This window comes from Microbacterium sp. bgisy203 (assembly GCF_057706945.1).
Window position 1 is genome coordinate 40,700 of sequence record NZ_JBYIPF010000010.1, and the last position, 23,378, is coordinate 64,077.

At 66.6% G+C, this 23,378-nt stretch carries 21 protein-coding genes; 14 read left to right on the forward strand and 7 right to left on the reverse strand.

The window, feature by feature from the left end:
- Nucleotides 1–74 precede the first annotated feature (74 nt).
- From AC3ENQ_RS12890 to AC3ENQ_RS12900, 3 genes are all read left to right on the forward strand, one after another.
- The gene (locus tag AC3ENQ_RS12890) at nucleotides 75–1,259 is read left to right on the forward strand and encodes a Fic family protein (RefSeq protein WP_431805143.1); all 1,185 of its coding nucleotides are present in this window, start codon (nucleotides 75–77) and stop codon (nucleotides 1,257–1,259) included.
- Nucleotides 1,260–1,394: 135 nt separating this feature from the next.
- Nucleotides 1,395–2,942 (forward strand): acetaldehyde dehydrogenase ExaC, encoded by a 1,548-nt coding sequence (gene exaC / locus AC3ENQ_RS12895; protein ID WP_431805144.1) that lies wholly within the window; start codon nucleotides 1,395–1,397, stop codon nucleotides 2,940–2,942.
- Nucleotides 2,942–3,355 (forward strand): DUF779 domain-containing protein, encoded by a 414-nt coding sequence (locus AC3ENQ_RS12900; protein ID WP_431805145.1) that lies wholly within the window; start codon nucleotides 2,942–2,944, stop codon nucleotides 3,353–3,355. The genes exaC and AC3ENQ_RS12900 overlap by 1 nt, the downstream gene beginning before the upstream one ends.
- Nucleotides 3,356–3,499: 144 nt before the next feature.
- On the opposite strand, the gene AC3ENQ_RS12905 is transcribed toward AC3ENQ_RS12900, so the two are convergent.
- Complete coding sequence (locus AC3ENQ_RS12905) at nucleotides 3,500–4,063, reverse strand: TetR/AcrR family transcriptional regulator (protein ID WP_488185860.1); 564 nt, start codon at nucleotides 4,061–4,063, stop codon at nucleotides 3,500–3,502.
- 129 nt (nucleotides 4,064–4,192) lie between these two features.
- On the opposite strand from AC3ENQ_RS12905, the gene AC3ENQ_RS12910 reads away from it, so the two are divergent.
- The 3 genes from AC3ENQ_RS12910 to AC3ENQ_RS12920 all read left to right on the forward strand — a co-directional run bounded on the left by AC3ENQ_RS12910 (nucleotide 4,193) and on the right by AC3ENQ_RS12920 (nucleotide 6,768).
- The gene (locus AC3ENQ_RS12910) at nucleotides 4,193–4,762 is read left to right on the forward strand and encodes an SDR family NAD(P)-dependent oxidoreductase (protein ID WP_431805147.1); all 570 of its coding nucleotides are present in this window, start codon (nucleotides 4,193–4,195) and stop codon (nucleotides 4,760–4,762) included.
- Nucleotides 4,759–4,980 (forward strand): SDR family oxidoreductase, encoded by a 222-nt coding sequence (locus tag AC3ENQ_RS12915; RefSeq protein WP_431805180.1) that lies wholly within the window; start codon nucleotides 4,759–4,761, stop codon nucleotides 4,978–4,980. Before AC3ENQ_RS12910 ends, AC3ENQ_RS12915 begins: the two co-directional genes overlap by 4 nt.
- Nucleotides 4,981–5,064: 84 nt before the next feature.
- Nucleotides 5,065–6,768, forward strand: a complete 1,704-nt coding sequence (locus tag AC3ENQ_RS12920) for an ABC transporter substrate-binding protein (protein ID WP_431805148.1) — start codon at nucleotides 5,065–5,067, stop codon at nucleotides 6,766–6,768.
- A 46-nt stretch (nucleotides 6,769–6,814) separates the two neighbouring features.
- Here the strand turns inward: AC3ENQ_RS12920 and AC3ENQ_RS12925 are convergent, their stop codons facing one another.
- The gene (locus tag AC3ENQ_RS12925) at nucleotides 6,815–7,315 is read right to left on the reverse strand and encodes a hypothetical protein (RefSeq protein WP_431805149.1); all 501 of its coding nucleotides are present in this window, start codon (nucleotides 7,313–7,315) and stop codon (nucleotides 6,815–6,817) included.
- A gap of 319 nt (nucleotides 7,316–7,634) precedes the next feature.
- On the opposite strand from AC3ENQ_RS12925, the gene AC3ENQ_RS12930 reads away from it, so the two are divergent.
- Nucleotides 7,635–8,273 carry a TMEM175 family protein gene (locus tag AC3ENQ_RS12930; RefSeq protein WP_431805150.1) on the forward strand — a complete coding sequence of 213 codons (639 nt, stop codon included), beginning with the start codon at nucleotides 7,635–7,637 and terminating at the stop codon, nucleotides 8,271–8,273.
- A 48-nt stretch (nucleotides 8,274–8,321) separates the two neighbouring features.
- Here AC3ENQ_RS12930 and AC3ENQ_RS12935 read toward each other — a convergent pair whose 3' ends face one another.
- Together AC3ENQ_RS12935 and AC3ENQ_RS12940 are read right to left on the reverse strand one after the other, a co-directional pair.
- A complete protein-coding gene (locus tag AC3ENQ_RS12935) occupies nucleotides 8,322–9,422 on the reverse strand; it encodes a hypothetical protein (RefSeq protein ID WP_431805151.1) in 1,101 nt (366 codons plus the stop codon).
- Nucleotides 9,423–9,424: 2 nt separating this feature from the next.
- Nucleotides 9,425–10,570, reverse strand: a complete 1,146-nt coding sequence (locus AC3ENQ_RS12940; RefSeq protein ID WP_431805152.1) for a hypothetical protein — start codon at nucleotides 10,568–10,570, stop codon at nucleotides 9,425–9,427.
- Between the two features lie 194 nt (nucleotides 10,571–10,764).
- Between AC3ENQ_RS12940 and rpsF the strand changes: the two genes are divergently transcribed.
- The 4 genes from rpsF (at nucleotide 10,765) to rplI (ending at nucleotide 12,419) form a co-directional block, all read left to right on the forward strand.
- On the forward strand, nucleotides 10,765–11,103 hold the full coding sequence (gene rpsF / locus AC3ENQ_RS12945) for a 30S ribosomal protein S6 (RefSeq protein WP_431805181.1): 339 nt from the start codon (nucleotides 10,765–10,767) through the stop codon (nucleotides 11,101–11,103).
- Between the two features lie 6 nt (nucleotides 11,104–11,109).
- Nucleotides 11,110–11,622, forward strand: a complete 513-nt coding sequence (locus tag AC3ENQ_RS12950) for a single-stranded DNA-binding protein (protein WP_431805153.1) — start codon at nucleotides 11,110–11,112, stop codon at nucleotides 11,620–11,622.
- Between the two features lie 77 nt (nucleotides 11,623–11,699).
- Nucleotides 11,700–11,954, forward strand: a complete 255-nt coding sequence (gene rpsR, locus AC3ENQ_RS12955) for a 30S ribosomal protein S18 (protein WP_005054609.1) — start codon at nucleotides 11,700–11,702, stop codon at nucleotides 11,952–11,954.
- A gap of 12 nt (nucleotides 11,955–11,966) precedes the next feature.
- Entirely contained in the window at nucleotides 11,967–12,419 is a 453-nt protein-coding gene (gene rplI / locus AC3ENQ_RS12960) for a 50S ribosomal protein L9 (protein ID WP_431805154.1), read from the forward strand.
- Between the two features lie 46 nt (nucleotides 12,420–12,465).
- Here the strand turns inward: rplI and AC3ENQ_RS12965 are convergent, their stop codons facing one another.
- The gene (locus AC3ENQ_RS12965) at nucleotides 12,466–13,122 is read right to left on the reverse strand and encodes a TetR/AcrR family transcriptional regulator (RefSeq protein WP_431805155.1); all 657 of its coding nucleotides are present in this window, start codon (nucleotides 13,120–13,122) and stop codon (nucleotides 12,466–12,468) included.
- 69 nt (nucleotides 13,123–13,191) lie between these two features.
- Here AC3ENQ_RS12965 and AC3ENQ_RS12970 point away from each other — a divergent pair, with 69 nt between their 5' ends.
- From AC3ENQ_RS12970 to dnaB, 3 genes are all read left to right on the forward strand, one after another.
- Nucleotides 13,192–14,502 carry a glycosyltransferase gene (locus AC3ENQ_RS12970; protein WP_431805156.1) on the forward strand — a complete coding sequence of 437 codons (1,311 nt, stop codon included), beginning with the start codon at nucleotides 13,192–13,194 and terminating at the stop codon, nucleotides 14,500–14,502.
- Nucleotides 14,503–14,588: 86 nt separating this feature from the next.
- A complete protein-coding gene (locus tag AC3ENQ_RS12975; protein ID WP_431805157.1) occupies nucleotides 14,589–15,302 on the forward strand; it encodes a YczE/YyaS/YitT family protein in 714 nt (237 codons plus the stop codon).
- Nucleotides 15,303–15,663: 361 nt separating this feature from the next.
- Nucleotides 15,664–17,043 carry a replicative DNA helicase gene (gene dnaB / locus AC3ENQ_RS12980; protein WP_431805158.1) on the forward strand — a complete coding sequence of 460 codons (1,380 nt, stop codon included), beginning with the start codon at nucleotides 15,664–15,666 and terminating at the stop codon, nucleotides 17,041–17,043.
- Nucleotides 17,044–17,150: 107 nt separating this feature from the next.
- On the opposite strand, the gene AC3ENQ_RS12985 is transcribed toward dnaB, so the two are convergent.
- Both AC3ENQ_RS12985 and AC3ENQ_RS12990 read right to left on the reverse strand, forming a co-directional pair.
- Complete coding sequence (locus AC3ENQ_RS12985) at nucleotides 17,151–20,459, reverse strand: DEAD/DEAH box helicase (protein ID WP_431805159.1); 3,309 nt, start codon at nucleotides 20,457–20,459, stop codon at nucleotides 17,151–17,153.
- A gap of 1 nt (nucleotide 20,460) precedes the next feature.
- Complete coding sequence (locus tag AC3ENQ_RS12990) at nucleotides 20,461–23,376, reverse strand: DUF1156 domain-containing protein (protein ID WP_431805160.1); 2,916 nt, start codon at nucleotides 23,374–23,376, stop codon at nucleotides 20,461–20,463.
- Nucleotides 23,377–23,378 lie beyond the last annotated feature (2 nt).

Genomic DNA, 23,378 nt, shown 5'->3' on the forward strand with positions numbered 1-23,378 from the left:
GACGACGGCTTTGCGCGACAAGAACGCATGCATAGCAACTAAACCGCCGTTATTGTTGCATTGTGGACCTCACAATGTTCGACACGCGATCTCCGGGATCCCTTGTGCCTATCCAGGGCACGCATCCCACGCTGGGCGCGTGGGCGTACTCCGCCTTCGTTCCCGATCCCCTCGCGGGCGACGCCCCGAGCCTGTCCGGCTCGACATACCTGGCCGTCGGGAACGCGCGAGCCGCGCTCGCGGCCCTGGACAGCACCACGCGTCAGCTGCCGAACCCGACGCTGCTTCGCTCGCCCACGCTTCGTCAGGAAGCGCAGAGTACTTCTGAGCTGGAAGGGACCTACTCACCGTTGCGCGACGTGCTCACCGCGGACGAGGACGACCCCGACACCGCGGAACTTGTGGAGGTCCTCAACTACGTGCGCATGGCCAACGCCGGCTTCGATGCCATCGCGAGAGGTCAGGGGCTCTCTCCCGCCTTTCTCAGCGAGTTGCAGGGAGTGCTCATGCGCGGCTCACCTCTTCATGCGGTCTCGGGTCGGCTGAGGGACACGCAGGTCGTGATCGGGGTGAGGTCGGACGCCGACCTCACCGGCATGCCGATCGAAGCGGCGCGCTTCGTTCCCGCACCCCCCGGCATCGCCCTCGAGACCGGGGTGTCGGACCTCATCGCCTGGATGCGCGCCGATCACTCCGATCGGATAGACCCCGTCGTCGCTGCGGCGATGTCCCACTACCAGTTCGAAACGCTACATCCCTTTCGTGACGGCAACGGTCGGCTGGGGCGCTATCTGATCGTCGTGCAACTGCTGACGAGCGGGGTGCTCTCCGAGCCCACCCTCACGGTCTCGCCGTGGTTTGAAGCGCGGCGCGCCGAGTACTACGACCGCCTGCTCCGTGTGAGCGCCGCCGGCGACTGGGACGGGTTCGTATCGTTCTTTGCGGAAGGCCTCCGAAGTGCCGCTGATCTGACCCGCCGGCAGATGGTCGCCCTCGTCGCTGTGCAAGGTGAACTCAAAGACAGGTTGCGCGGGGCTGGTGTTCGCGCCGAAACCACGCATGCGGTGGTGGACTTCGCCATCGCGAACCCGTCCTTCACTGTGCGCTCGGTCGAGCGCGCGCTCGGCCTCTCCTATCAGCGGGCGAACAAGATCATCCGGCAACTCGTCGAGCTCGACATACTCATGGAGCTGGATCCGACGGCCTATCGCAGGCGCTTCGTCGCCCCGCGTGTGATCGACCTCTTGACGGCCCGATAGACCCGGGCGGTGGATTCGCACCTCTGACGCACGGGCGACGCGCGCAACCGAATGCAACGTTGCGGTGCGTACAGTCTCCGGCATCCGAAACCGCGGCGACGGAAGCCGCGGAATCATGCGTCGAAGGAGACCACCATGACCATCGTCGAAGAAGGCGTCTCGAGCGTCTACGCCGCCCCGGGCCAGCGCGGAGCGCTCGCCGAGTACCGCTCGCGGTACGGCCACTACATCGGGGGCGAGTTCGTCGACCCCGTGAAGGGTCAGTACTTCGAGGACATCACCCCGATCACCGGCAAGCCGTTCACCGAGGTCGGCCGCGGCACCTCCGAAGACATCGACCGGGCCGTCGACGTCGCCTGGAAGGCGTTCGAGTCGTGGAAGAAGACGACGCCCGCCGAGCGCGCCAACATCCTCAACAAGATCGCCGACCGCATGGAGGCGAACCTCGAGTCGATCGCGGTCGCGGAGACGTGGGAGAACGGCAAGCCGATCCGCGAGACGCTCGCCGCCGACATCCCGCTCGCGATCGACCACTTCCGCTACTTCGCGGGCGTGCTCCGCGCGCAGGAAGGGTCGCTGAGCCAGATCGACGAGGACACCGTCGCGTACCACTTCCACGAGCCGCTGGGCGTCGTCGGCCAGATCATCCCGTGGAACTTCCCGATCCTCATGGCCACGTGGAAGCTCGCCCCGGCGCTCGCCGCGGGCAACTGCGTCGTGCTCAAGCCCGCGGAGCAGACCCCGGCATCCATCCTGTTCCTGTTCGAGATCATCGGCGACCTGCTGCCGGCGGGCGTCGTGAACATCGTCAACGGCTTCGGCATCGAGGCGGGCGCGCCGCTCGCGCAGCACAAGGGCATCCGCAAGGTGGCCTTCACCGGTGAGACGACGACCGGCCGGCTCATCATGCAGTACGCGTCGCAGAACCTCATCCCCGTGACGCTCGAGCTCGGCGGCAAGAGCGCGAACATCTTCTTCGAGGATGTCGCGCGGCAGAAGGATGCCTACTACGACAAGGCGCTCGAGGGCTTCACCTTCTTCGCGCTCAACCAGGGCGAGGTGTGCACCTGCCCGTCGCGCGCGCTGATCCAGCGGTCGATCTACGACCAGTTCCTCGGTGACGGCCTCGACCGCGTGTCGAAGATCGTGCAGGGGAACCCGCTCGACCCGGCCACGATGATCGGTGCGCAAGCCTCGAACGATCAGCTCGAGAAGATCCTCAGCTACATCGAGATCGGCAAGGCGGAGGGCGCGAAGCTCCTCGCCGGCGGCGAGCGGGTCGACCTCGGCGGCGAGCTGAGCGGCGGCTATTACGTGGCGCCGACGGTCTTCGAGGGGCAGAACTCCATGCGCATCTTCCAGGAGGAGATCTTCGGGCCGGTCGTCTCGGTCACCTCGTTCGACGACTTCGACGACGCGATCTCGACCGCCAACGACACCCTGTACGGCCTCGGGGCCGGAGTCTGGAGCCGCTCGGCCGACACGATGTACCGCGCGGGCCGCGGCATCGAGGCGGGACGCGTCTGGACGAACACCTACCACCAGTACCCCGCGCACGCGGCGTTCGGTGGGTACAAGCAGTCGGGCATCGGTCGCGAGAACCACCTGAAGATGCTCGACCACTACCAGCAGACGAAGAACCTGCTCGTGTCCTACGCCGAAGGCGCGATGGGCTTCTTCTGATGCACGACACACTCAGCAGGGTCGCCGTCACCGACGCGGCGGCGGCCCTGCTGCGCCAGCTGACGGGGCAGCACGGGAAGCTGATGTTCCATCAGTCGGGGGGATGCTGCGACGGCAGCGCCCCGATGTGCTTCCCCGTCGGGATGTTTCTGACCGGTCCCTCCGACGTGAAGCTCGGCGAGCTCGACGTGGGCCTCGACGACCCCATCGAGGTCTTCATCTCGGCGGCGCAGTTCGAGTACTGGAAGTACACGCACCTCACGATCGACGTCGTGCCGGGGCGTGGTGCCGGGTTCAGCGTGGAGGGCCCGACGGGGAACCGCTTCATCATCCGCAGCCGCATGCTGACGGATGCCGAGCTCGACGCGTTCGGGCTGGCATCCGCGCCGGGATCCGGCGAGTCTGCGCCCTGACACCTCACGGAGACAGGCGATCTCACCGAGACAGGACCAGGCGGCCCAGAACGACCTTCCTTCGTGAGATCGCCTGTGTTGGTGAGGTGAGAAGGAACTCGCCGCGCGTGGAGTTGTTCTGCCGCCCTGCGGGACGGACGTGCGTCACGGATCCTCCGGAGCGAGCCACAGCTGGGGGGAAGCCGCGAGGACGATCTCGACGGCACGGTCCACATCCGTCGCTCCCGTGCGTAGCCACTCCTCGACGGCGCCGATCGTCCCCGCCGCGGCGTAGGCCACGGCCATGCTCACCGCGACGGGGTCGCCTGCGATCTCGCTCGGCACGAGCTCGGGGCGGCGCGCCAGGAGATCGGTGAGGCCCGCACGGAGGGATCGATCGAGCCAGTGCCGGACGGGGGCGATCAGGAGCGGGTTCATGGCGTGGCGATAGACCAGGGCCCGATCGGCGACGTGTGTGAGCAGCGCACGCTCGGCGACTCCGACCGGCTCCGTGGGGGGCACGCGAGCCAGGGCGGCCTCGAGCTCCTCTCCGAGGGCTGCCGCGAGCAGGTCGGCGACCGAGGGCGCATGCCGGTAGAACGTCTCGCGAGTGACGCCGGCGCGGCGGCAGAGCTCGGCGACGGTGATGTCGGCGACGGGACGCGCGGCGGCGAGCTCGAGGGCTGCGGCACGCAGGAGCGTCCTTGAGCGTACGAACCGGGCATCCATACCGGGACTGTAGTGGACTCCGGATTTATCTGACATGTGTCCGATAACAGGAGTAGGCTGAGAGTGCGGCGCCGACCGCGGCGCCGGTCACGGATCGACGCCACAGTGGCGCCGGAAAGGGGTTGTGTCATGGCTCGTTTCGAGGGAAAGGTCGCGGTCGTCACCGGCGGCGTGTCCGGCATCGGCGCGGCGATCACGCGTCGACTGGTCGACGAGGGCGCGAGCGTGTTCGTCGCCGACATCAACGCCGACGCCGTCGCCGCCGCGCCGGAGACGTTCGGCCCCGCAGTCGAGGGAATGGTCACCGACATCACCGACGAGGCCGCGATGGAGGCGCTCTTCGCCGCCGCCGTCGAGAAGTTCGGCACCATCGATGTCGTCTTCAATGTCGCGGGCGGCTCGAAGGCGGGCCCGATCATCGAGACCGACCTCGCCACGTGGGACTTCAACATCAGGCTCAACCTGTACGGCGCCTTCCTCGGCACCAAGCTCGGTGCGAAGCAGTTCCTCTCGGAGAAGAAGACGGGCAGCATCGTCAACATCGCCTCGCTCAACTCACAGGTGCCCATGTTCGGCGGCGCCGGCTACTCCACCGCGAAGGCAGGCGTCGTGATGCTCACCCGCAACGCCGCCCTGGAACTTGCGGCCGAGGGTATCCGCGTGAACGCGGTTTCCCCCGGACTCGTCTCGCCCCTCTGACGGGCGGCCTCGTTCAGGTTCCGGGTGTGATGGATGCCTACCTCGAGCGCATCCCGGCCGGACGCCCTGCCGCGCCCGAGGAGATCGCGGCCGTCGCGCTCTTCCTCGCCTCGGACGACGCGTCCTACGTCAACGGCGAGAACATCCTCGTCGACGGTGCGTGGAACACGAGTGGCTACCCCGACCTGCGCAAGGCGCTCGCGGCGCTGCAGGGATGAGTGCGCCGATCGGCATCGACGACGGTCACGGGATGTAGGGGGCCGGCGGAGGGTGACGGGCGCAAGAAGGGGACAATGGTCCCCATGGCCTCCGCACGCACGACTCGTCGACGCCCCGCCCGCCCCGGCGACGTCGTCGGGAAGGTCGCCGCCGGCGCCATCGGCGCCCTGCTGCTCACGGCGTGCAGCCCGAGCGGGATGACGGTGCGCCCGAACCCTGAGACCTCGGGTACCCCGGCACTCGTCGTCGGCACGACGGAGCGCATCGGCTCCCTCGACCCCGCCGGCCCGACAGACCCGGCGTCCGCACTCGTCCAGGCGCAAGTGCTGCCGACCCTGCTGCGGCAGTCGGATGCCGGGGGCGACGCCATCCCCGACCTGGCAGAGACCGCGGAGTTCACCGCTCCCGACGAGTACACCGTGACCTTGCCCGGCGGGCTTCATTGGGCGAACGGACACGAGCTCACGAGCTCGGACGTCGCGTTCTCGATCGACCGCCTCCGCGAGATCGACGACCCGAACGGCGCGGCGGCGCTGCTGGAGCGCGTCACAGACGTCGACACCCCGAACGCGCAGACGATCGTCTTCACACTCGTCGACGACGATGACGAGTCCTTCCCGCTCGCCCTGACAGGCGCCGCCGGGACCGTGGTGGACGAAGAGGTCTTCGCTCCCGACGCGCTCACCCCTGACCGGGACATCGTCGACGCCGACGCGTTCGGGGGCGCCTACCGCATCACCTCGTGGGATTCGGAAGGCCTCGTCGAGTTCACGCCGTACATCGACGGGGCGCGCACGCAGCGCGACGACGGCGACGATGAGGAGGGGCAGGACGGGGAGGACCAGGAAGATCAGGACGAGCAGGAGGAGGATGCCTCGCCGCGCGGCGTCGTCATCCTCACGCGGTTCGACACGTCGGAGAATCTGGCGCTCGCCCTGCGGCAGGGCGACGTCGACGTCGCCTTCCGCGGGTTGTCGCCGGCCGACCTCGCGGCCGCGCGCGGCGGCGCGTCGCAGAGCGTGATCGAGGGACCCGTGCGCGATGTGCACGCGCTCGCGTTAGGCGGCGACGGTCCGCCGCCCGCGGTTCGCGAGGCCATCGCGCTGCTCGTCGACCGCGACGAGCTCGCCCGGGCCGGCTACTCGGGCCTCGATGCGCCGCTGTTCGCCTTCCTCCCCGACGAGGTCGAGGGATCGCTCGACCTGTTCCGCACGGGCGACGTCGACGGCGCGGGGGGCCCGGATGCCGCGCAGGCGCGCGAGGCGCTCGACGCCGCCGGCATCCCCCTGCCCGTCGATCTCGAGATCACCGTCGACGCGGCGTATGCCGGCGACCCGATCCGCGATGTGCTCCGGGTGCTCGAGGCGCAACTCGAACGCGACGGGCTCTTCGCCGTGGAGCTGACGGAGCCGGCACCCGCGACGCCCTCTCCCACGCCCACGATCACGGCAACCCCCACGGCCACGCCGAATCCCACCCGGACCGCGAGCCCGACGCCCGCCGAACGGTCCGCGCCTCCCGTGTTCGCACGGAGCGTGGTCCCCGACTCGGCCGATCCGCTCGCGACGCTGCTGCCGTTTCTGCGGCTCGATGACCGCGCCCCGACGCAGCAGGGCGATCTCGATCTGGGCGCTCTGCAGCGCCGGCTCGCCGCCGATGCGGTTGCGATCCCGCTTCTGCAGGGCGCGCAGACGGCGGTGGTGCGGGACGGCGTCACCGGCGTCACCCTCGACGGATCCGCACGCCTGCGGTTCGAGCAGATCCGGTTCGCGGCGAACGGCGGGTAATGCTCGCCGCCCAGCGGTCGGGCTCGGCGCAGGCGACGGGTCCTGCTCAGAACAGCGTGGCGCTCAGATACAACACGCCGTAGAGGCCCGCGACGATGACAACGGCGGCGAGCGAGACGGTGCGCACGAAGCGGAGGCGTAAGCGCCGGCCCGGAAGCTCGACCGCTCGCGGGGGCGGCGTGATCGTCGCCGGGTCGATCGGTGCGGGCGTCGCGATGCCGTCGGAGGCGGCACGTGTATCGCGCCAGCGTTCCCACTGTGCCAGCTTGACGTCGAGGGTGGCGGTCACCGAGAACAGCCACTCCCACGTCTCCGGATCGAGCGTCGACAACGGTCGCCGGGAATAGAGGAAGAGCCAGTCGTCGACGATCTCGATGTCGAAGGCGGCGGCGCGGTCGATGAATCGCGTCATGATGTCGGGCGTGAACAGGTAGAGGGCGTCGCGCTCGTAACCACGTGGGCAGTAGAGCGTGAAGAAGCGGTCGAAATCGCCTTCGAGCCGGAGGCGCTGCCGGCGGTCGATGCGCGTGGGCAGGTTCGAGCGCAACAGGGAGTCGTTGCCTCGGGAGACAGCGCGATCGCGAGGATCGACACCGTCGGACCGCCGATGAGGAGGCTGAGGATGATCGAGGTCACGACGGCGCCGCGGAGCGATTGTGCCCGGTAACGGGGCCACCGCCCTTCACGTCGCAGGCGTTTCGCGTACGCGCGCGCCAGGTCGGCGTCGTAAGGCTCGGTCAGGGCGGACGTGTCCAGCGCGGTCGATTCCGAGATCCTCACGCGACCATTCTGGGTGAACGGAGCCGGGCGCAGCACGGGGATGCGCGACGCACCGGGAAGAGTGCCCGCGGCGCTACGATCGCGGCATGGTCGAGAAGGCGACGTCCCGCCGGGGAGACGAGGCACTGAGCCCGGAACGGACTGCGGCGTTCATCGACGCGGCCGTCGCCATCGCGATGACGCTGCTCGTCCTGCCGCTGATGGAGAGCGTCACCGATCATGCCGACATCGATGAGCACACGGCCGCGGCGTGGTTCGGAGACCACCAGCAGCAACTGATCAGCTTCGTCATCAGTTTTGTGATGATCCTGATGTTCTGGATGATCCATCACCGGTTGTTCCGGCGCGTCACTGCGGTGCCGTCGGGACTCATGTGGCTCGTCGGCGCGTGGCTGCTGACGATCGTCTGGCTGCCGGTCGCGACCGCGATGTCGGGCGCATTCCCCGCAGACGACGCGCTCACGCGAGCGGTCTACATCGGCAGCCTCCTGCTGGTGAGCGTCGCATCGTTCGTCATCCGCCTCTATCTGCGGGCGCACCCCGAGATCGACGGGCGCGCCGAGGCGAACGCGCGTGACGGGCTCGCGCTCGATTCGTCGCTCATCCTCCTGTTCGGCATCGCGCTCGTCGTGTCGGTGCTCGTGCCGCAGATCGGCTATTGGTCGCTGCTCATCATGTTCTTGAGTGGCGTGACCCAGCGGCTTCTGCGCCGGCTCTGGCGCTGACCCGGCATCCGAACTGCTGAGCGAACCGTCGCGGGCGCGAGGCTCCGTTCACGACGGGAAGAACATCGCGCGCAGGCCCAGCACCGCAGCGATCCCCAGGGAGATGAGGACGACGACCGTCGGCCACGGAAGCGTGCGCCGCAGTCGCCGGCCGGGGGGTGCGACGCCGATCGGGAGCGGTTCGAGGGGTGAACGGCGGTCGGCGGAGTCCTCGAGGCGCTCATCGCGCCAGCGTTCCCACTGGTCGATCTTCTCGGTCAGCGCCTCGATGACCGAAAGGATCCACCGCCACCGCTCCGGATCGGTCGTCGAGAGGTCGCTCGTGCTGTAGAGGAACACCCAGTCATCGACCAGCTCGATATCGAGGCTTGCGGCGTTGTCGATCACGCGCGCCATGATGTCGGGGGTGAAGAGATAAAGTGCGTCGCGTTCGTAGCCGACCGGGCACGACAGCGAGAAGTGGCGGTCGAAGTCGCCCTCGAGGCTCAGGGTCTGCGCACCGGCGAAGGCGATCGGTGTGGACGCGCGGGCGAGGCTTCCGTTCTTCCGCGCGTCGAGCACGATGTGCGGCAGCTCGTTGCGCACACGGAACGCCGCGTACCCCCACCGGGCGACAACGTCGACACGACCGCTTTCGATGCGGTAGCGGAGGGACCCGACCTCGACATGACGCGGGCGATCGTACGAGACGACGTCGAGGCATTCGCTCTCGGCGGTGATCTGGAAGAGCATCCCGGGGTAGCGCGGAAAGCGGCGGAGCGCCGTGTAATTCAGTCCGTTCGCCTGCGCGAACCGGCTCAGTCGCAGACGTCGTGCGGCGCTTCCTGGGCGGGCGGCGCGCAGAAGGCGCGCGGCGACGAAGGATGCCCCCACGCACATCCCCGCGGAGAACAGTGCGAAGACCGCCGGCCCGAGTTGCGGGGGTGGGGCCGCAGGCGACAGGTACGAGAACCACACCAGAGCACCCGCGAACACACCGCTGCCGACCGCTGTCGCGATCATCAGCGCGACCTGCCACGGCGAGAACCATCGCGCGGGCAGCTCGCGCGCCGCGGCGAGCCGGTCGGTGAATCCCCGCACGTCGTAGCGATCCAGCGGCTCCGTGAGCGCCCGCGTGTCGAGCGTCTCGGGGGAAGGTGCCCGGCGCATGGTCAGGGCGACCCGAACATGTCGACGGCCTGCGCGTAGATCCACACTCCGAAGAACAGGACCGCGAGCAGCAATCCGATCCACGAGAACCGGCGCCTGAGGCGGCGTCCCTGCGGCGCGACCCCGGGCGGCGGGGACAGGAGCGGAACGGGTGCGGCGGCGGTGGCCGAGGCATCCGTCACGGGCACGGCTGCCGGCGGGGCCGCGAGCCGGTCGTCGCGCCAGCGCTCCCACTGCGCGAACTTGTCACTGAGCGCCCCGACGACCGAGAAGAGCCACGCCCACCGGGCCGAGTCGAGCGTCGAGACGAGCGAGCGCGTGTAGAGGAACATCCAGTCGTCGACGATCTCGACGTCGAGGACGGCGGCCTGGTCGATGAAGCGCGCCATGATGTCGGGCGTGAAGAGATAGAGGGCGTCGCGCTCGTAGCCGGCGGGGCAGTACAGCGTGAAGTGTTGGTCGAAGTCGCCCTCGAGTCCGAGGCGCTGCGACGTGGCGAAGGATGCCGGAAGGTTCGATCCGAACAGGCCGTTGTTCGATCGGGCGTCGAGCACGATGTGCGGCAGCGGTGTCGAGAGCCGGACGGCGACGTACCCCCAGTGGTGCGTCGACTCGTTCTTGCCCGACCCGGTCTTGTAACGGAAGTTCCCGAACTCGGCGAACCGCGGGTGTGTGCCGCGCACGGCGTCGGTGGCGGCGCGGGTGTGCCCGAGCGAGAAGATCATGCCGGGCAGCGGCGGGTCGTCGATCTCGGCGTACCAGGTCATGCCGTTCGCCTGCGCGAACCGGTCGAGCCGGTAGGCGCGGATCCCGCTCGACCCGATCCGCCCGGTCGCGAACGCCCAGATGAGCGCGGCGACGACGCCCGCGACGACGAGGAGCACGAGCGTTCCCCCGACCGCCGCCGCGCTTCCCACACCCGAAAGGAGGAGCCCCACGACGATCTGGGTGAAGGTCGTCCCGAAAACGAAGAGGAAGAACACGCCGACCACGATCGCCACCACGATCCTGCCGACCGGCAGCGGCGGCATCCGACCGGCTGCGCGCAGCGCCCGCACGTAGGCGCGGACCGTGGCACGGTCGACCGGCTCGACGAGCGGGCGAGCGTCGAAGAAGGCCTGGGGCGCGGATGCCTCGGGAGCGCTCATGCGCCTCACGCTACCGGGCCGTCCGGGCGCATTCGGCGGAGAGCGCGCGCGTCCGCTAGACTGTTGTGGTTGTCTGCCCGCGCTCCGCCGCGGACACGACACGTGCATCAACCCTCCTGATGCCGGGAAATGCCCGGCATCCGTTCTAGTCCGAAGGAGGTGGGTTAGTGACGCACTCACACCAGTACGAGCTCATGGTCATCCTCGACCCCGAGATCGACGAGCGTCAGGTCGCCCCCAAGCTCGACGGGTTCCTCAAGGTGATCACCGGTGACGGTGGCACGATCGAGAACGTCGACGTCTGGGGCAAGCGCCGCCTGGCATACGAGATCCAGAAGAAGAACGAGGGCATCTACGCCGTCGTCAACTTCACCGCCACGAGCGAGACCACGCAGGAGCTCGACCGTCAGCTGAAGCTGAACGAGCAGATCATGCGTACCAAGGTCCTGCGCGCCGAGGAGGCGATCGCCCAGGTCGCCGCCGAGAAGGAGCGCGCCGAGGCCAAGGCCGCCCGCAAGGCAGCGAAGGCGTAACGGACGATGGCCGGCGAGACCGTCATCACCGTCGTGGGCAACCTCACGGCAGACCCCGAGCTGCGTTACACGCAGAACGGCCTGCCCGTCGCGAACTTCACGATCGCGTCGACGCCCCGCACGTTCGACCGTCAGGCGAACGAGTGGAAGGACGGCGAAGCGCTGTTCCTCCGCGCGTCGGTCTGGCGTGACTTCGCCGAGCACGTCGCCGGTTCGCTGACGAAGGGTGCCCGCGTCATCGCGACCGGTCGCCTGAAGCAGCGTTCGTACCAGGACCGCGACGGCAACAACCGCACCGCGATCGAGCTGGAGGTCGACGAGATCGGCCCCTCGCTGCGGTACGCGACCGCGCAGGTGACCCGCGCCGCCTCTTCGGGCGGCGGCGGTGGCGGCAACTACGGGGGCGGCCAGCAGTCGCGCCCGCAGGTGCAGCAGGAGGAGCCGTGGGCGACTCCCGGCTCCGCCGCACCGGATGCCTGGTCGGCTCCCGGCTCCTACGGCGACGACACGCCGTTCTGATTCACACTCTCTCCCGGTCGTTGAGCGAGCGCCGCAGGCGCGAGTCGAAACGTCGGAACAACTCGTAAGGAATACCAATGGCTGGAAAGGCTACCGGCGATCGCCGCAAGCCGCGGAAGGGCGCGAAGAACGCCGCCCCCGCGAAGGCGATCCGCGTCGGCGTCATCGACTACAAGGATGTCGCCACTCTTCGCAAGTTCATCTCGGAGCGCGGCAAGATCCGCGCCCGTCGTATCACCGGTGTCTCGGTGCAGGAGCAGCGTCTGATCGCCAAGGCGATCAAGAACGCGCGCGAGATGGCGCTCCTGCCTTACGCCGGCGCTGGCCGCTAAGGAGCACCCATCATGGCAAAGCTGATTCTCACGAACGAGGTTGCCGGGCTCGGAAGCGCCGGCGACGTCATCGAGGTCAAGAACGGGTACGCCCGCAACTACCTCATCCCGCAGGGCTTCGCCGTGGCCTGGAGCCGCGGTGGCGAGAAGCAGGTGGCGTCGATCCGCGCCGCCCGTGACGCCCGTGCGATCCACGACCACGAAGAGGCCGTGGCCCTCAAGGACTCCCTCGAGGCCAACAAGGTCAAGCTGTCGGTCAAGGCCGGCAAGGAAGGCCGCCTCTTCGGCGCCGTCAAGACCGCCGATGTCGCCGACGCCGTCAAGGCTGCAGGCCTCGGTGACCTCGACAAGCGCAAGATCCACATCACCGCGCCGATCAAGGCCGTGGGCGAGCACGAGGCGACCGTTCGCCTCCGTGACGACCTCACCGCCGTGATCACCCTGCAGGTGGTCGCCGCGAAGTAATCCTTCGCTGCTGAGCGGATGCCGTGACACCTCCCCGACGGGAGGGTCACGGCATCCGTCGTTCGCGGGGGTCGACTCCAGCGACCCGTTCGACGGAGGCCTGGAGCCACGTCGTGTACTGGTCCCGCGACCAGCCCGACCCTTCGACGAGCTGCTGGTATCCCTCGGGCGAGAGCAGGAAGGACAGTTCGGCAGCGGTGCGCGTGCGATCGTCGAACCGTGCGCCCCGGTCGGCGAGCTCGTCGACGAGGCGCAGGTAGTCGGCGCGGCGATGGGTGAGGATCGCCTCGAGGGCGTCGGCGACCTGCGGGTCCGACATCGCGGCGCCCAGGAGAACCGTCCATAGCGCGTGGCCGCGGGCGTTCGCGTCGGCGATGACGCCGAGGACCGCGGGGAGGAAGTCGTCGCCCTCGCCGACGCGGAGGTCGCTGGCAACAGGGGCGTCAGCGAGGCTCTGCTGTCCCTCCGCGCCGGCGAAGAGCATCTCGAACGCGGCGATGAGAAGCTCGGCCTTTCCGGCTGCAGCCTTGACCGTCTCCGCCGAGACACCCGCTTCCCGTGCGATCGCGGTCATGGTCGTGGCCTGATAGCCGTGCCGGGAGAACAGCTCTCCTGCCGCTCGGATGACACGGGCGCGCGTCTCCTGCGCTTGGCGCTCGCGCAGCGCGGAGCGGTACGCACGTGGGACAGGCTCGGAATCCACTATTGACTACCTTTCCAGGGTGGTGAATACTCTGACGGGTAATCCGAATCTATCTCAAAGGACCCGCTCATGTCGACGCTGCTCGTCTGCTGCACCCCGGCCCACGGTCACGTGCTTCCGCTTCTCACCATCGCGCGACACCTGCGCGCACAGGGACATCGCGTGCTCTTTCTCACGAGCGAGCGGTACGCGGCGCGCGTGCGAGACGCGGGTGTCGAGTTCGTGCCTCTCCCGTCCGCCGCCGACGTCGATCTCGACGACGCCGGATCGTTTCCGGGGCGTGCCGGTCTGACCGGCACCGCTGCGCTCCGCTTCGACATGCTCAACCTGTTCCTGCGTCCGGGCGCCGCCCAGTTCGACGCGGTGCGCGAGATCCTCGTCACCGAACCGATCGATGCCGTCCTGGCTGAGCCGCTCTTCGTCGGCGCCGTGCTTCTCACGGAGCTGCCTCGCGCCCAACGTCCGCCGGTGATCGCGCTCGGCATCTTCCCGCTGGGCGTCCACAGTCGGGACACGGCGCCGTTCGGACTGGGCATCCCGCCCCTGCGCGGAGCGATCGGACGACTGCGCAACGCCGCGCTCACGGCGATCTCGACGCGTGTCGTGTTCGCGCCGGTGAGTGCGGAAGCGAACCGAATCTCCGTCGACCGGGTGGGACACCCGCTCAGCCGGTTCTTCCTCGACTGGCACTCGGGGGCGGATGCCGTGGTGCAGTTCACCGTGCCGGAGTTCGAGTATCCCCGCACCGACCTGCCGGCGAGTGTGCGCTTCGTCGGACCGTTGCCGACGACGCCCACGAACTCGGAGGTTCCCGCCTGGTGGGAGGACCTCTCGAGCGGGCGCCCGGTGGTGCATGTGACGCAAGGGACCGTCGCCAACACCGACCTCGATCTGCTGATCGGACCGACGATCGAGGCGCTGGCGGACAGCGACGCGCTGGTCGTCGTGAGCACGGGCGGGCGCCCTCTGGATGCGCTGGGTGGCCCACTTCCGGAGAACGTCCGTATCGCGAGCTACCTCTCGTACGACCGCCTTCTTCCCCTTGTCGATGTGGTCGTCACGAACGGTGGGTACGGCGGGGTGCAGCAGGCGCTGGCGCACGGCATCCCGCTCGTCGTGGCCGGGCAGACCGAGGACAAGGTGGAGGTGACGGCGCGGGTCGGCTGGTCGGGTGCGGGCATCAACCTGCGCACACAGAGCCCGACGCCCGCCGCGGTGCGCCGCGCGGTGAGGAAGGTGCGCGAAGAGCCCGGCTACGCCGCTCGGGCGGGGGAACTCGCCGCGGCGTTCGCGGGGGCCTCCGCGCTCGAGGGACTTGATGCCGTCCTCACCGAGCTCGCCGACGTGCCGATATCGCCGTCGTCTCCGTCGCGGGCCTGAGCGCCGCCGCGCGGCCCTCGCGCCCGAGGCATCCGCTCCGCCATACTGTCCCTCATCCGACGAAGATGGGCCGAGGTGGAGGGCGCGTGGCCGAGAACGGAACGACGCCGGGCAAGTTCGTCGCACGGCTGATCTGGGTCGTCATCGGGGTGCTCGTCATCGGGCTCGGGCGCGGTCTGCTGAAGGCGATCAACGTCGGCGTCGACCCCTACACCGCGGCCAACATCGGCATCAGCAACCTGATCGGCTGGGACCTCGGCAGCTACCAGCTGCTGAGCAACATCGTCCTGTTCATCCCGATGCTCATCTGGGGGCGCAAGTACATCGGCATCGGCAGCATCGTCAACATGGTGTTCGCGGGGTATGCGATCCAGTTCTTCGCCGGCATCCTGACCCCGCTCGTGCCGGACGACCCGAAGCCGGTCGTCACGATGGTGCTGTTCGTCGTCGGCATCCTGGTGTTCGCGTTGGGAGCCTCGCTGTATTTAACGGCCGCGCTCGGCACGTCGCCGTACGACGCGCTCGCACCGATGATCGTCGACCACACGGGCGCGAAGTACCGTGTGGTGCGCACGGTGCAGGATGTCTTCTTCCTGCTTCTCGCCGTCGTCTTCCAGGGCGCGATCGGCGTCGGGACGATCGTGACGGCGTTCTTCACGGGGCCGCTCATCGAGTTCTTCACGCAGAAGGTGTCGACGCCGCTCATGGCGTCGGTTCTGCCGCCCGCGACGGTCGACGAGCCCGTCTCGACCGCGGGCCCCGTGGAGGAGACCGAGGGCGGGAAGGCCGCCTCGGCCTGAGCGAGATCAGGCGTCACAGGGTATTGACAAAACCCCGGATCGTCCGACGGCTCTGCGCGGAGTTGTCCCCACCTTGGTGGGGATCGTCGAACCTTCAACCCGCACTTCAACCACATTGCCCATCCACAGGGTGTGGAACAGGAAATACCTGGTCAAGCCGAAATAGAAATGTGATGTGTGGGCGAATCCCGGGCGTTTTCCACACCTGTTGTCCACATGACGTGCGGCGTTTCGCGCACATTCTCCACACAGTTATCCACAGGGCGGTTTGCGGGTGTCGGAACCCCTCCCTAACGTTGCGGGAGGTTCCTCGACGGAGCCATGGGTGGAGCCGGGGAGCGGCTCGAAGAGGAGGCGCTGCATGTCGATCGCGGACATCCCGGAAGAGCGCCTCGGGGGGCCGCGAGACCGCAGCAACGACCGCACGCCGCCGCACGATCTGCTCGCTGAGCAGTCGACGCTCGGTGGCATGCTGCTGTCGGCGGATGCCGTGGCCGACGTCGTCGAGTCGCTGCGCGGCACCGATTTCTACGTGCCCAAGCACGAGCTCATCTTCGAGGCGATCCTCACCCTGTACTCCCACGGCGAGCCGACGGATGTCATCACCGTCACCGACGAGCTGATCAAGACCGGCGACCTGCAGCGCGCGGGGGGCGCGGATTATCTGCACTCGCTGACGTCGATCGTGCCCACGGCGGCGAACTCGTCGTACTACGCGTCGATCGTGCGCGAGCGGGCGCTGCTGCGTCGCCTCGTCGAGGCCGGAACGCGCATCGTGCAGATGGGCTACAACGGTCAGGGCGAGGCGCTTGACCTCGTGAACAACGCGCAGGCCGAGATCTACTCGGTGACGGGCGCGGAGCAGGCCGAGGACTACGTGCCGCTTCAGGTCGCGGTGGATGCCGCGATGGAGGAGATCGACGCAGCGCGCGGGCGCGACGGGCAGATGACCGGTATCCCCACCGGCTTCGCGGGGCTCGACCAGCTGACGAACGGCCTGCACCCGGGCCAGATGATCGTCGTGGCGGCGCGGCCTGCCATGGGCAAATCGACGCTGGCTCTGGATTTCGCGCGCGCTGCGGCGATCAAGGCGAACCGGCCTACCGTGTTCTTCTCCCTCGAAATGGGCAAGAGCGAGATCGCGATGCGTCTCATGAGCGCTGAAGGCGCCGTGCCGCTGCAGTCGATGCGCAAGGGCACGCTCGACAACCGCGATTGGACGACGATCGCGTCCACGCGCGGACGCATCAACGACGCGCCGCTCTACATCGACGATTCGCCGAACATGACGCTCGTCGAGATCCGCGCGAAGTGCCGCAAGCTCAAGCAGCGCGTGGGGCTCGAGATGGTTGTGATCGACTACCTGCAGCTCATGACGAGCGGCAAGCGGGTCGAGAGCCGTCAGCAGGAGGTGTCGGAGTTCTCGCGTGCGCTGAAGCTGCTCGCGAAGGAGCTGCAGGTTCCGGTGATCGCGCTGTCGCAGCTGAACCGTGGACCCGAGCAGCGTGCCGACAAGAAGCCCGCGATCAGCGACCTGCGCGAGTCGGGCTCGATCGAGCAGGATGCCGACATGGTGATCCTCCTGCACCGCGAGGCCGCCTACGAGAAGGACAGCCCTCGCGCCGGCGAGGCCGACCTGATCGTCGCGAAGCACCGCAACGGTCCGACCGACACGGTGACGGTCGCGTTCCAGGGTCACTTCTCGAGGTTCACGGACATGGCTCCGGGGGACTTCGGGTAGTTGTTGTAGGTTTTTTTTGAAGTTGTCCATTTCGCAGATGAAATGTCCACGGTGTGTCCATCTGGACATTTCGGGCTTCGAAGTGCTGCGCGCCCACCGTCTACGAGTCAGCTGTGGTCGGCCATTGCTGGTAGCAGCGCCGCGAGTTCTGGTGTCCCATACGTAAGGAAGACCAGGTCGGCGTCGTCGCTCTCATCCCAGGTAGCACGATCGAATGTCACCGGCAGCGGGGCGAGCGGCGACGGCTCGAAGTACTCCTCGATGTCGTGCACTCCATCGTCTCTCAGGAAGGACAGAGCTGAGAGCGCTTCCGCCGGAGGCTTGAGCCAATACACGCGAGGACGGGAAGGGTCGGGCTCGAAAGCGTCGCTGGTAAGGCCGTTCACCGTGAGCACACGTTCCAAGTCTCGCAGAGAAGTGCCGCCCTCCAGCGTTGGCGGCTGCTTGATCCGACCGCCATCGCCGGCTTCGCCCATGTCGTCGTTGCCGACAGGCTCATTCTTGATGTCCTCGACCTGCTGTCGAATCTGTCCGACTTCGGAGTCGATCTCGGTGGCCGTCGCGTGGCCAGTCAACGCCAAACGCTCGATGGCCTTCTCAATATTGGCGAGCACTGGGGCTGCGTCGCCCACGATATCGGTGAAGTCACCGTAGTCCTCGGCGATGCCCTTGTAGACCTGCTCCTCGACGGTGTCAGCGTAGAAGTAGTTGCTGATGCGAATGTCCTTGTATGACGCACCGATGCGGTCGACGCGCCCGATTCGCTGCTCGACGCGCATGAGGTTCCAGGGCATGTCGTAGTTGATAAGTCGCCCGGACGTTTGCAGGTTCAGACCTTCACTCATGGAGTCTGTGCCGATGAGGACCTCAAGCTCGCCACTGCGGAACCTGGTCTTGATCTCCGACTTCGTAACCTCGTTCCAACTCCCAGACTCGACGTTGTAGACCTCACCACCCCGGCCCGAGTAGCAGCCAAGTCGGCGGTACCCCGCCGTGAGCAGGCGCTCGCGGACGTAGTCCATCGTGTCGGCGTACTGCGTGAAGACAACCACCGACGAGTACGTGTTCAGTGCCTCGGTCACGTCGGCAACGAGTTTGCTGGCCTTGCTGTCTTCGCCGGTGATGCTGTCCAGGTCTTGGAGGAATGACTTGAGTTCGGCGATCTCATCGCGGAGTCGATCGGCCCTCGTATCGAACGCCTCCGGCTCGAACAGCGAGCCTTCGACATCTACGTTGTCGTCGTCGGTGAGCAGCTCAGCGAGGTTCTTGCCGTCCTCCAGCACACTCAGCCTACGGCGAAGAGACCGTTTGATCGCTTCGAACGAAGATGTCAGTCGGCGGCGATAGACAGTCATGATGAACCCGAGTGCCTGATTGCCCGCCTCGGCCATGTACGCGTTGTAGTGGCGACGGATGTACTCCTCGATCCGCTCGTACAGGCGTCGCTCGTTCGGTTGCAGGGGGATGAACTCGTCTTTGACGTGGCGATACGGGATCACCACGTCGTCAGGGATGATCCCCGCTGCCTGGTACTCGCGCATGGTCTTTCGAGTGTTACGGAAGACGCGATCCCGCATCGGAGTGTGGCGACGGAGCCACTTGTCCATCCACTCGGACGTCTCGTTCGGAAACTTGGCCTTCAGGTCTGCGCTCGGCGGGTTCCCCGCTAGAGCTGTGACCACGTACGCGCCCGTCCAGCCGAGTGCGTCGTCGATCTCCCGTTCGAGGTCAGCGTCCCGCTCGGCCTGTGGGTCGGCGAAGTAGTCCTCCAGCATCGCGCACAACAGGTCCCAGTGCCGGTGCATCGGGTCGATTGCGAGCAGCTTGAAGTACCGAATGAAGTCCTCGGCGCTGACGCCCCACCGACCCTTGAGCCCGAGCAGGGAGATCAAGTCCCAGGCTTCATGAGGGTTCATCTGCATCGGTGTTGCCGTGGCGAGGTACAGCGCCCGCCACATCTCCTTGTCGCGCATCTCTTGAAGTAGCGCCAACAATGAGTTCGGAGTGTCGGTCGGCTTGGAGCCGCGTCGCCGGGCGTGATGAGCCTCGTCAACCAGGACAACGTCCCACGGGCCGGCGTCGAGTATCTGCCGCCGGCGGTCGCGACGGCGAGCAAGGTGCGACGAAGCGAGCACGATGGGGAACGCGGACCACGGATTCGCGTTCGGATCGACGGGGATTGGTTCATCGTGACGATCTACGAAAGCACCCTTGTCGAAGCGGGCAACATCGAGGTTCATCTTCTCGTGGAGTTCCTCTTGCCACTGCTTCATCACGGAGGCGGGGACGAGCAGCAGTGCCTTCTTCGCCCGGCCTGATGTGAAGAGTTCGCGGAGGACCATGCCCGCTTCCACGGTCTTGCCGAGCCCAACCTCGTCGGCGAGCAGGTAGCCGCGCGGGTAGGTGCTCACGACACGGCTGATGAGCTCGGCTTGGTGCGGAAGGGGCTGCGCCCATGCTGATCCGACGCCCGTCCAGGGCGATTCACGCGGCGCGTCACGCAATGCGACGAGCTCGTCCCACGCTGCCTCGACATCGAACTCCTCGGTGTCGTCTTCCGACGAGGTCGGCGCCTCCACAGGCTGCAAGACAACGCCGGGTGGTAGTGGCGGGGTCTCGGGTGCGTGCTCGATGAGGTGCATCCGCACTGCCGACGGCAGGTCTATGACTGCCCATCCTGCATCAGCGTTGTCGGTCCAGTGCTTCTCGAAGTCGAGCACCTTGTGGACACCCACGTAGTCCCAGATCGGTACATTCCAGGATGGGTAGGCGTCGAACGTCTCATGGTTCCTCGCCCAAGCTGTCACTGATGAGTTGTTCGATCCGTTGAATGCGACTCGGTTCCCGTACCGATCCGCGAAGATGCCGTACTTGGTGTGGAAGTAGCGTCCCGACTGTAGATGCGTCAGTAACTCACCGTCTTCTCCCCTTGGGACACCGACACGAATCTCAAGCCTGTCCGTGGCGACCATCCACGCAAGCACGCTCAGATGCTCGCTCTGCACGATCCGCGCCCCGGCAAGGTCCGGGTCGGCCAGCAGCCTCTCCGCCACTACGTCATCGAGCGGCTTGCCTTCGATAGCGGCGTCCACGTCTCGCTGCGCGAGTTGCGCACCGACGATAAGGCGCATCTTCCCGCCGTTCGCGAGGAAATGGGCGGTGCCCTGTGCCGCGTACTGAAGCTCGGACGCTGACCAGTAGCCCACGGCCCTGTCGTAGGCCACCGCCCGAGACAGCAGCGGTAGATAGAACGTCTCGAACGGGTGGTCGTCCGGCGAGTAGGTTGCTCCGAGATCAACAGCGTGGAACGAGTCGGGTGACGAGACAGGGTCGTATGGAAACAGACCGGAGATCACCGGCACTACCGATGGTGCCGGCAGTTCAGGAAGTAGTGCGTCGCTGTCGTCTGAGTCCATGTCACTCCACGTCAAACAGCGTGTTCTCGTTGGGGTCTGCCAGCGCGGCCATCTCCTCGGCCTCCGGCAACACAACATCATCGAAGTAGAGGGTGCAGAGCGTGTCGATAAGCCCAGCCTCCGGCACCACCCAAGCGCCTTTGACCTTGGTACGTGGGATCGCGTTCGCCAGACCTTGCAGGGTGGAAATGAACCCGGCGTCACTGGTGTATCCATGACGATCGAGGAACCGCTTTGCAGCCTGCTGGCCGTCTACCTCTGCAATGTAGAGGGCAGTGTCAACAGCGTCGATGACGTAATCGAACGACGACGCTTCCGGCGTAACGCCAGGGAGCCCAGAGTCCGCTTCCCGACGTAGTCGTTCTTTGGGGGTCAAGAGCTTGACCTTGCCAGATGCCTTCGAGACGATCTTCGAGCGTTCCAGTTCATCGACGTCCAACCCTCCTACTGCGAGGGCGAGTAGGCGTGCTGTGTCGAAGGGGAACTCGCGCGCACCGAACGTGTCCCACGCCAAGAGAACAAAGTCGGTGAGGCCATCCACCTTTACGGCCTGCCCGACGAGGCGGGAACGGCGAAGGTCCACGATCTCCTCGCGCGCCAGAGCCAGGGCATCTTCAGGGCGGAGCAACTGGTCCCGCCCGTCAGCGTCCGGAGTAGACGAGTAGACGGGCCAGTTCTGCGAGATCACCGACAGCGTGGGTCCATATGTGGAGAGAAGAAGGTCAACACCGTCGATGCCGTCGTGCTGGAATCGTGTCGCAGCCTCACGGGCCGCCTGGCGGATGTCGTGCTCGATGTCATCGAGGTAGACCTGGTGCTCATCGTTGCGCTTAGCACGCTTGCGACAAACCAGCATGATGGTTGACGCGGCAGAGTTCATATTCGCTTGGTGAAGCGACTGCTCGGATTCGGTGTTCACCGGCCATGATGTCTCGATTGTGAACCCTGCTTGAAGCAGACTCATGCCCAAGGTGTCCCACGCCTCGGCGCGCTTGTGCGTGAACATCACGGACAGAACCCCCGCATCTCGGAGTACTCTGTGAGCCTCCTCGAAGATGGTGGTCATTTTCGTTTCGTAGTCGAGGTCCGCCAACTCCTGGCGACGGCGACCCATCGCAGCAAAGCGCGCGGGATTGGCTACTGCTTCGTTGTCCTTATCGGTGAGGCTGTCAACAAAGAACTCTGGTAGCAGTCGGCCGAGCGTGCGCTTCTCCCACACATAGAAGTAGTCGGCGAGTTCCGCGTACATTACGTTGTCGTAGTACGGCGGATCCATGCACACATGGGTAACCGATCCGTCCTCAAGCGGGAGACTCGCGGCACTGCCCTGAGAGACCAGGACGTTCCTCGTAAAGCCATCGCCGTCGACGAGATCCGCTCCGCCGGACTCGCTTAGTAGGCGTGAGATTTCCTCGTACGCATCAACCAGCTGCTCTAGACACCAGCTGTAGAGAGCCCCAGCTGCATCGAATTCGGCGAACGTCCACTTGAAGCCAAGATTGTGTGTGTCGAACGTACTCCGCACCTTCTGTCGCGAGACATCCCAGGACGACAGGCGGGAGTTCCAGTTCAGTGCCTTCCCCTGCATCATTGCGAGTTCAACCAGCACATCACCAGCTTCATCGCCGAGGTCGGTTTGGATATCAGGGATCAGCCCTGCAAACTCCTCGGCGAATATCCCGTGAGCGAGTGCTTGGCGTGGGGCAAAGAGGTCCGTCCAACGCGTCAAGCCCATGCTGATGGGTTCTGCGGTCTTGGCTCCCTCGGGTAGTTCTTCAGTGGGAAGGATGCCGTGCGCTTCCCAGATCGGTGCCTGCTCGGCGTACGCGCGCCTCGCCGCCGCAATCGCTTCAAGATCAGCGCTTGTTGGCGAGCGGAAGCTGCGTTCGCCCGACGACGACCGTACAGCGACGGCATACAGCACCTGCGTCATGAGGCCGTCCTGCGCAGCAGCTTTCAGATACGAGCTATCAATCACGAGATTGTCGTAAGGGGACGTTGCTTTCCCGCGCGCTACCGTTCCCGCTGCGGCATCCTGCCGGTCGATGTCGCGCCCGAAGACGACTTCGAAGTGCGGCTCGCGCAGCTCCCGCCCGTCGAGCTCCAGCGTCATGGTCACGGCAGCCTCTCTGCCCGCTGCCTTCTGTAGCCACTTGTCTTTGATGAGCGGAACCAGGCGACTCGTGCGAGGACATGGCACAGCGTTGGCCCAGATGTAGGCCACGATGGTCTCACCATCGCCGCGAGGGAAGTATGCGCCCAGCCGGGCTGTCACCCGGTCGACCAGTTCCTGACCCCAGCGGCGTATGTGGGGAGTGAGCGCGCCTGCCCGACGCGCCGGAACCGCCACCCCCGCGGTGAGCACGCTCGCAGCGACACCGTTCAGGTCGTTCGCTACGGCGGGCAGGCCCATGCGCGAAGCCACCCAAGGGATTGAGCCACCTCCCGCAGTCGGATCGCAGACGACTGGCACCTCTCCCCAAGTGTGAGTGAGGACGTCGTGCAGCAGTCGGAGCTCAGTGCTCGAAGGGGAGTTCTTGAACGCTGGCTTATAGCCGTATCCGTTCCCTTTCAGTCGCACGCCGGCGGCGTTCGCTGCGTCGAGGGCGCGGCGTGCCCGCACTGGGTCGCCCCAGATGCCGACCAAACGTAGGAGCCACTGACGGTAGGAGACTTCGTTCTGCAGCTCTGGTGCCGTCGGGAACGCACTTCGGAGTTCGTCCGACCAGGAGGGAAGAAGTCCTGCCAGCACTACGGCGGACGAGGCGACAAGTGGTCGCCTGGCCCACCACACGTGGAGGGTCTTCAGCTTCGGGAATTGTCCCGGGATCGGCGCGGCCTCCCGCCGCGACTCGATTCCGAGTTCTGCGACGGGTAGCCAGTCCTCGATGAGGACCCGTGGTCTTGAAGTGGTCACGT

Bases quoted from the DNA above. Each gene is read 5' to 3' on its own strand.
- AC3ENQ_RS12890 (WP_431805143.1), top strand. From the start codon at position 75: ATGTTCGACACGCGATCTCCGGGATCCCTTGTGCCTATCCAGGGCACG.
- exaC (WP_431805144.1), top strand. From the start codon at position 1,395: ATGACCATCGTCGAAGAAGGCGTCTCGAGCGTCTACGCCGCCCCGGGC.
- AC3ENQ_RS12900 (WP_431805145.1), top strand. From the start codon at position 2,942: ATGCACGACACACTCAGCAGGGTCGCCGTCACCGACGCGGCGGCGGCC.
- AC3ENQ_RS12905 (WP_488185860.1), bottom strand. From the start codon at position 4,063: ATGGATGCCCGGTTCGTACGCTCAAGGACGCTCCTGCGTGCCGCAGCC.
- AC3ENQ_RS12910 (WP_431805147.1), top strand. From the start codon at position 4,193: ATGGCTCGTTTCGAGGGAAAGGTCGCGGTCGTCACCGGCGGCGTGTCC.
- AC3ENQ_RS12920 (WP_431805148.1), top strand. From the start codon at position 5,065: ATGGCCTCCGCACGCACGACTCGTCGACGCCCCGCCCGCCCCGGCGAC.
- AC3ENQ_RS12930 (WP_431805150.1), top strand. From the start codon at position 7,635: ATGGTCGAGAAGGCGACGTCCCGCCGGGGAGACGAGGCACTGAGCCCG.
- AC3ENQ_RS12935 (WP_431805151.1), bottom strand. From the start codon at position 9,422: ATGCGCCGGGCACCTTCCCCCGAGACGCTCGACACGCGGGCGCTCACG.
- AC3ENQ_RS12940 (WP_431805152.1), bottom strand. From the start codon at position 10,570: ATGAGCGCTCCCGAGGCATCCGCGCCCCAGGCCTTCTTCGACGCTCGC.
- rpsF (WP_431805181.1), top strand. From the start codon at position 10,765: ATGGTCATCCTCGACCCCGAGATCGACGAGCGTCAGGTCGCCCCCAAG.
- AC3ENQ_RS12950 (WP_431805153.1), top strand. From the start codon at position 11,110: ATGGCCGGCGAGACCGTCATCACCGTCGTGGGCAACCTCACGGCAGAC.
- rpsR (WP_005054609.1), top strand. From the start codon at position 11,700: ATGGCTGGAAAGGCTACCGGCGATCGCCGCAAGCCGCGGAAGGGCGCG.
- rplI (WP_431805154.1), top strand. From the start codon at position 11,967: ATGGCAAAGCTGATTCTCACGAACGAGGTTGCCGGGCTCGGAAGCGCC.
- AC3ENQ_RS12970 (WP_431805156.1), top strand. From the start codon at position 13,192: ATGTCGACGCTGCTCGTCTGCTGCACCCCGGCCCACGGTCACGTGCTT.
- dnaB (WP_431805158.1), top strand. From the start codon at position 15,664: ATGTCGATCGCGGACATCCCGGAAGAGCGCCTCGGGGGGCCGCGAGAC.
- AC3ENQ_RS12985 (WP_431805159.1), bottom strand. From the start codon at position 20,459: ATGGACTCAGACGACAGCGACGCACTACTTCCTGAACTGCCGGCACCA.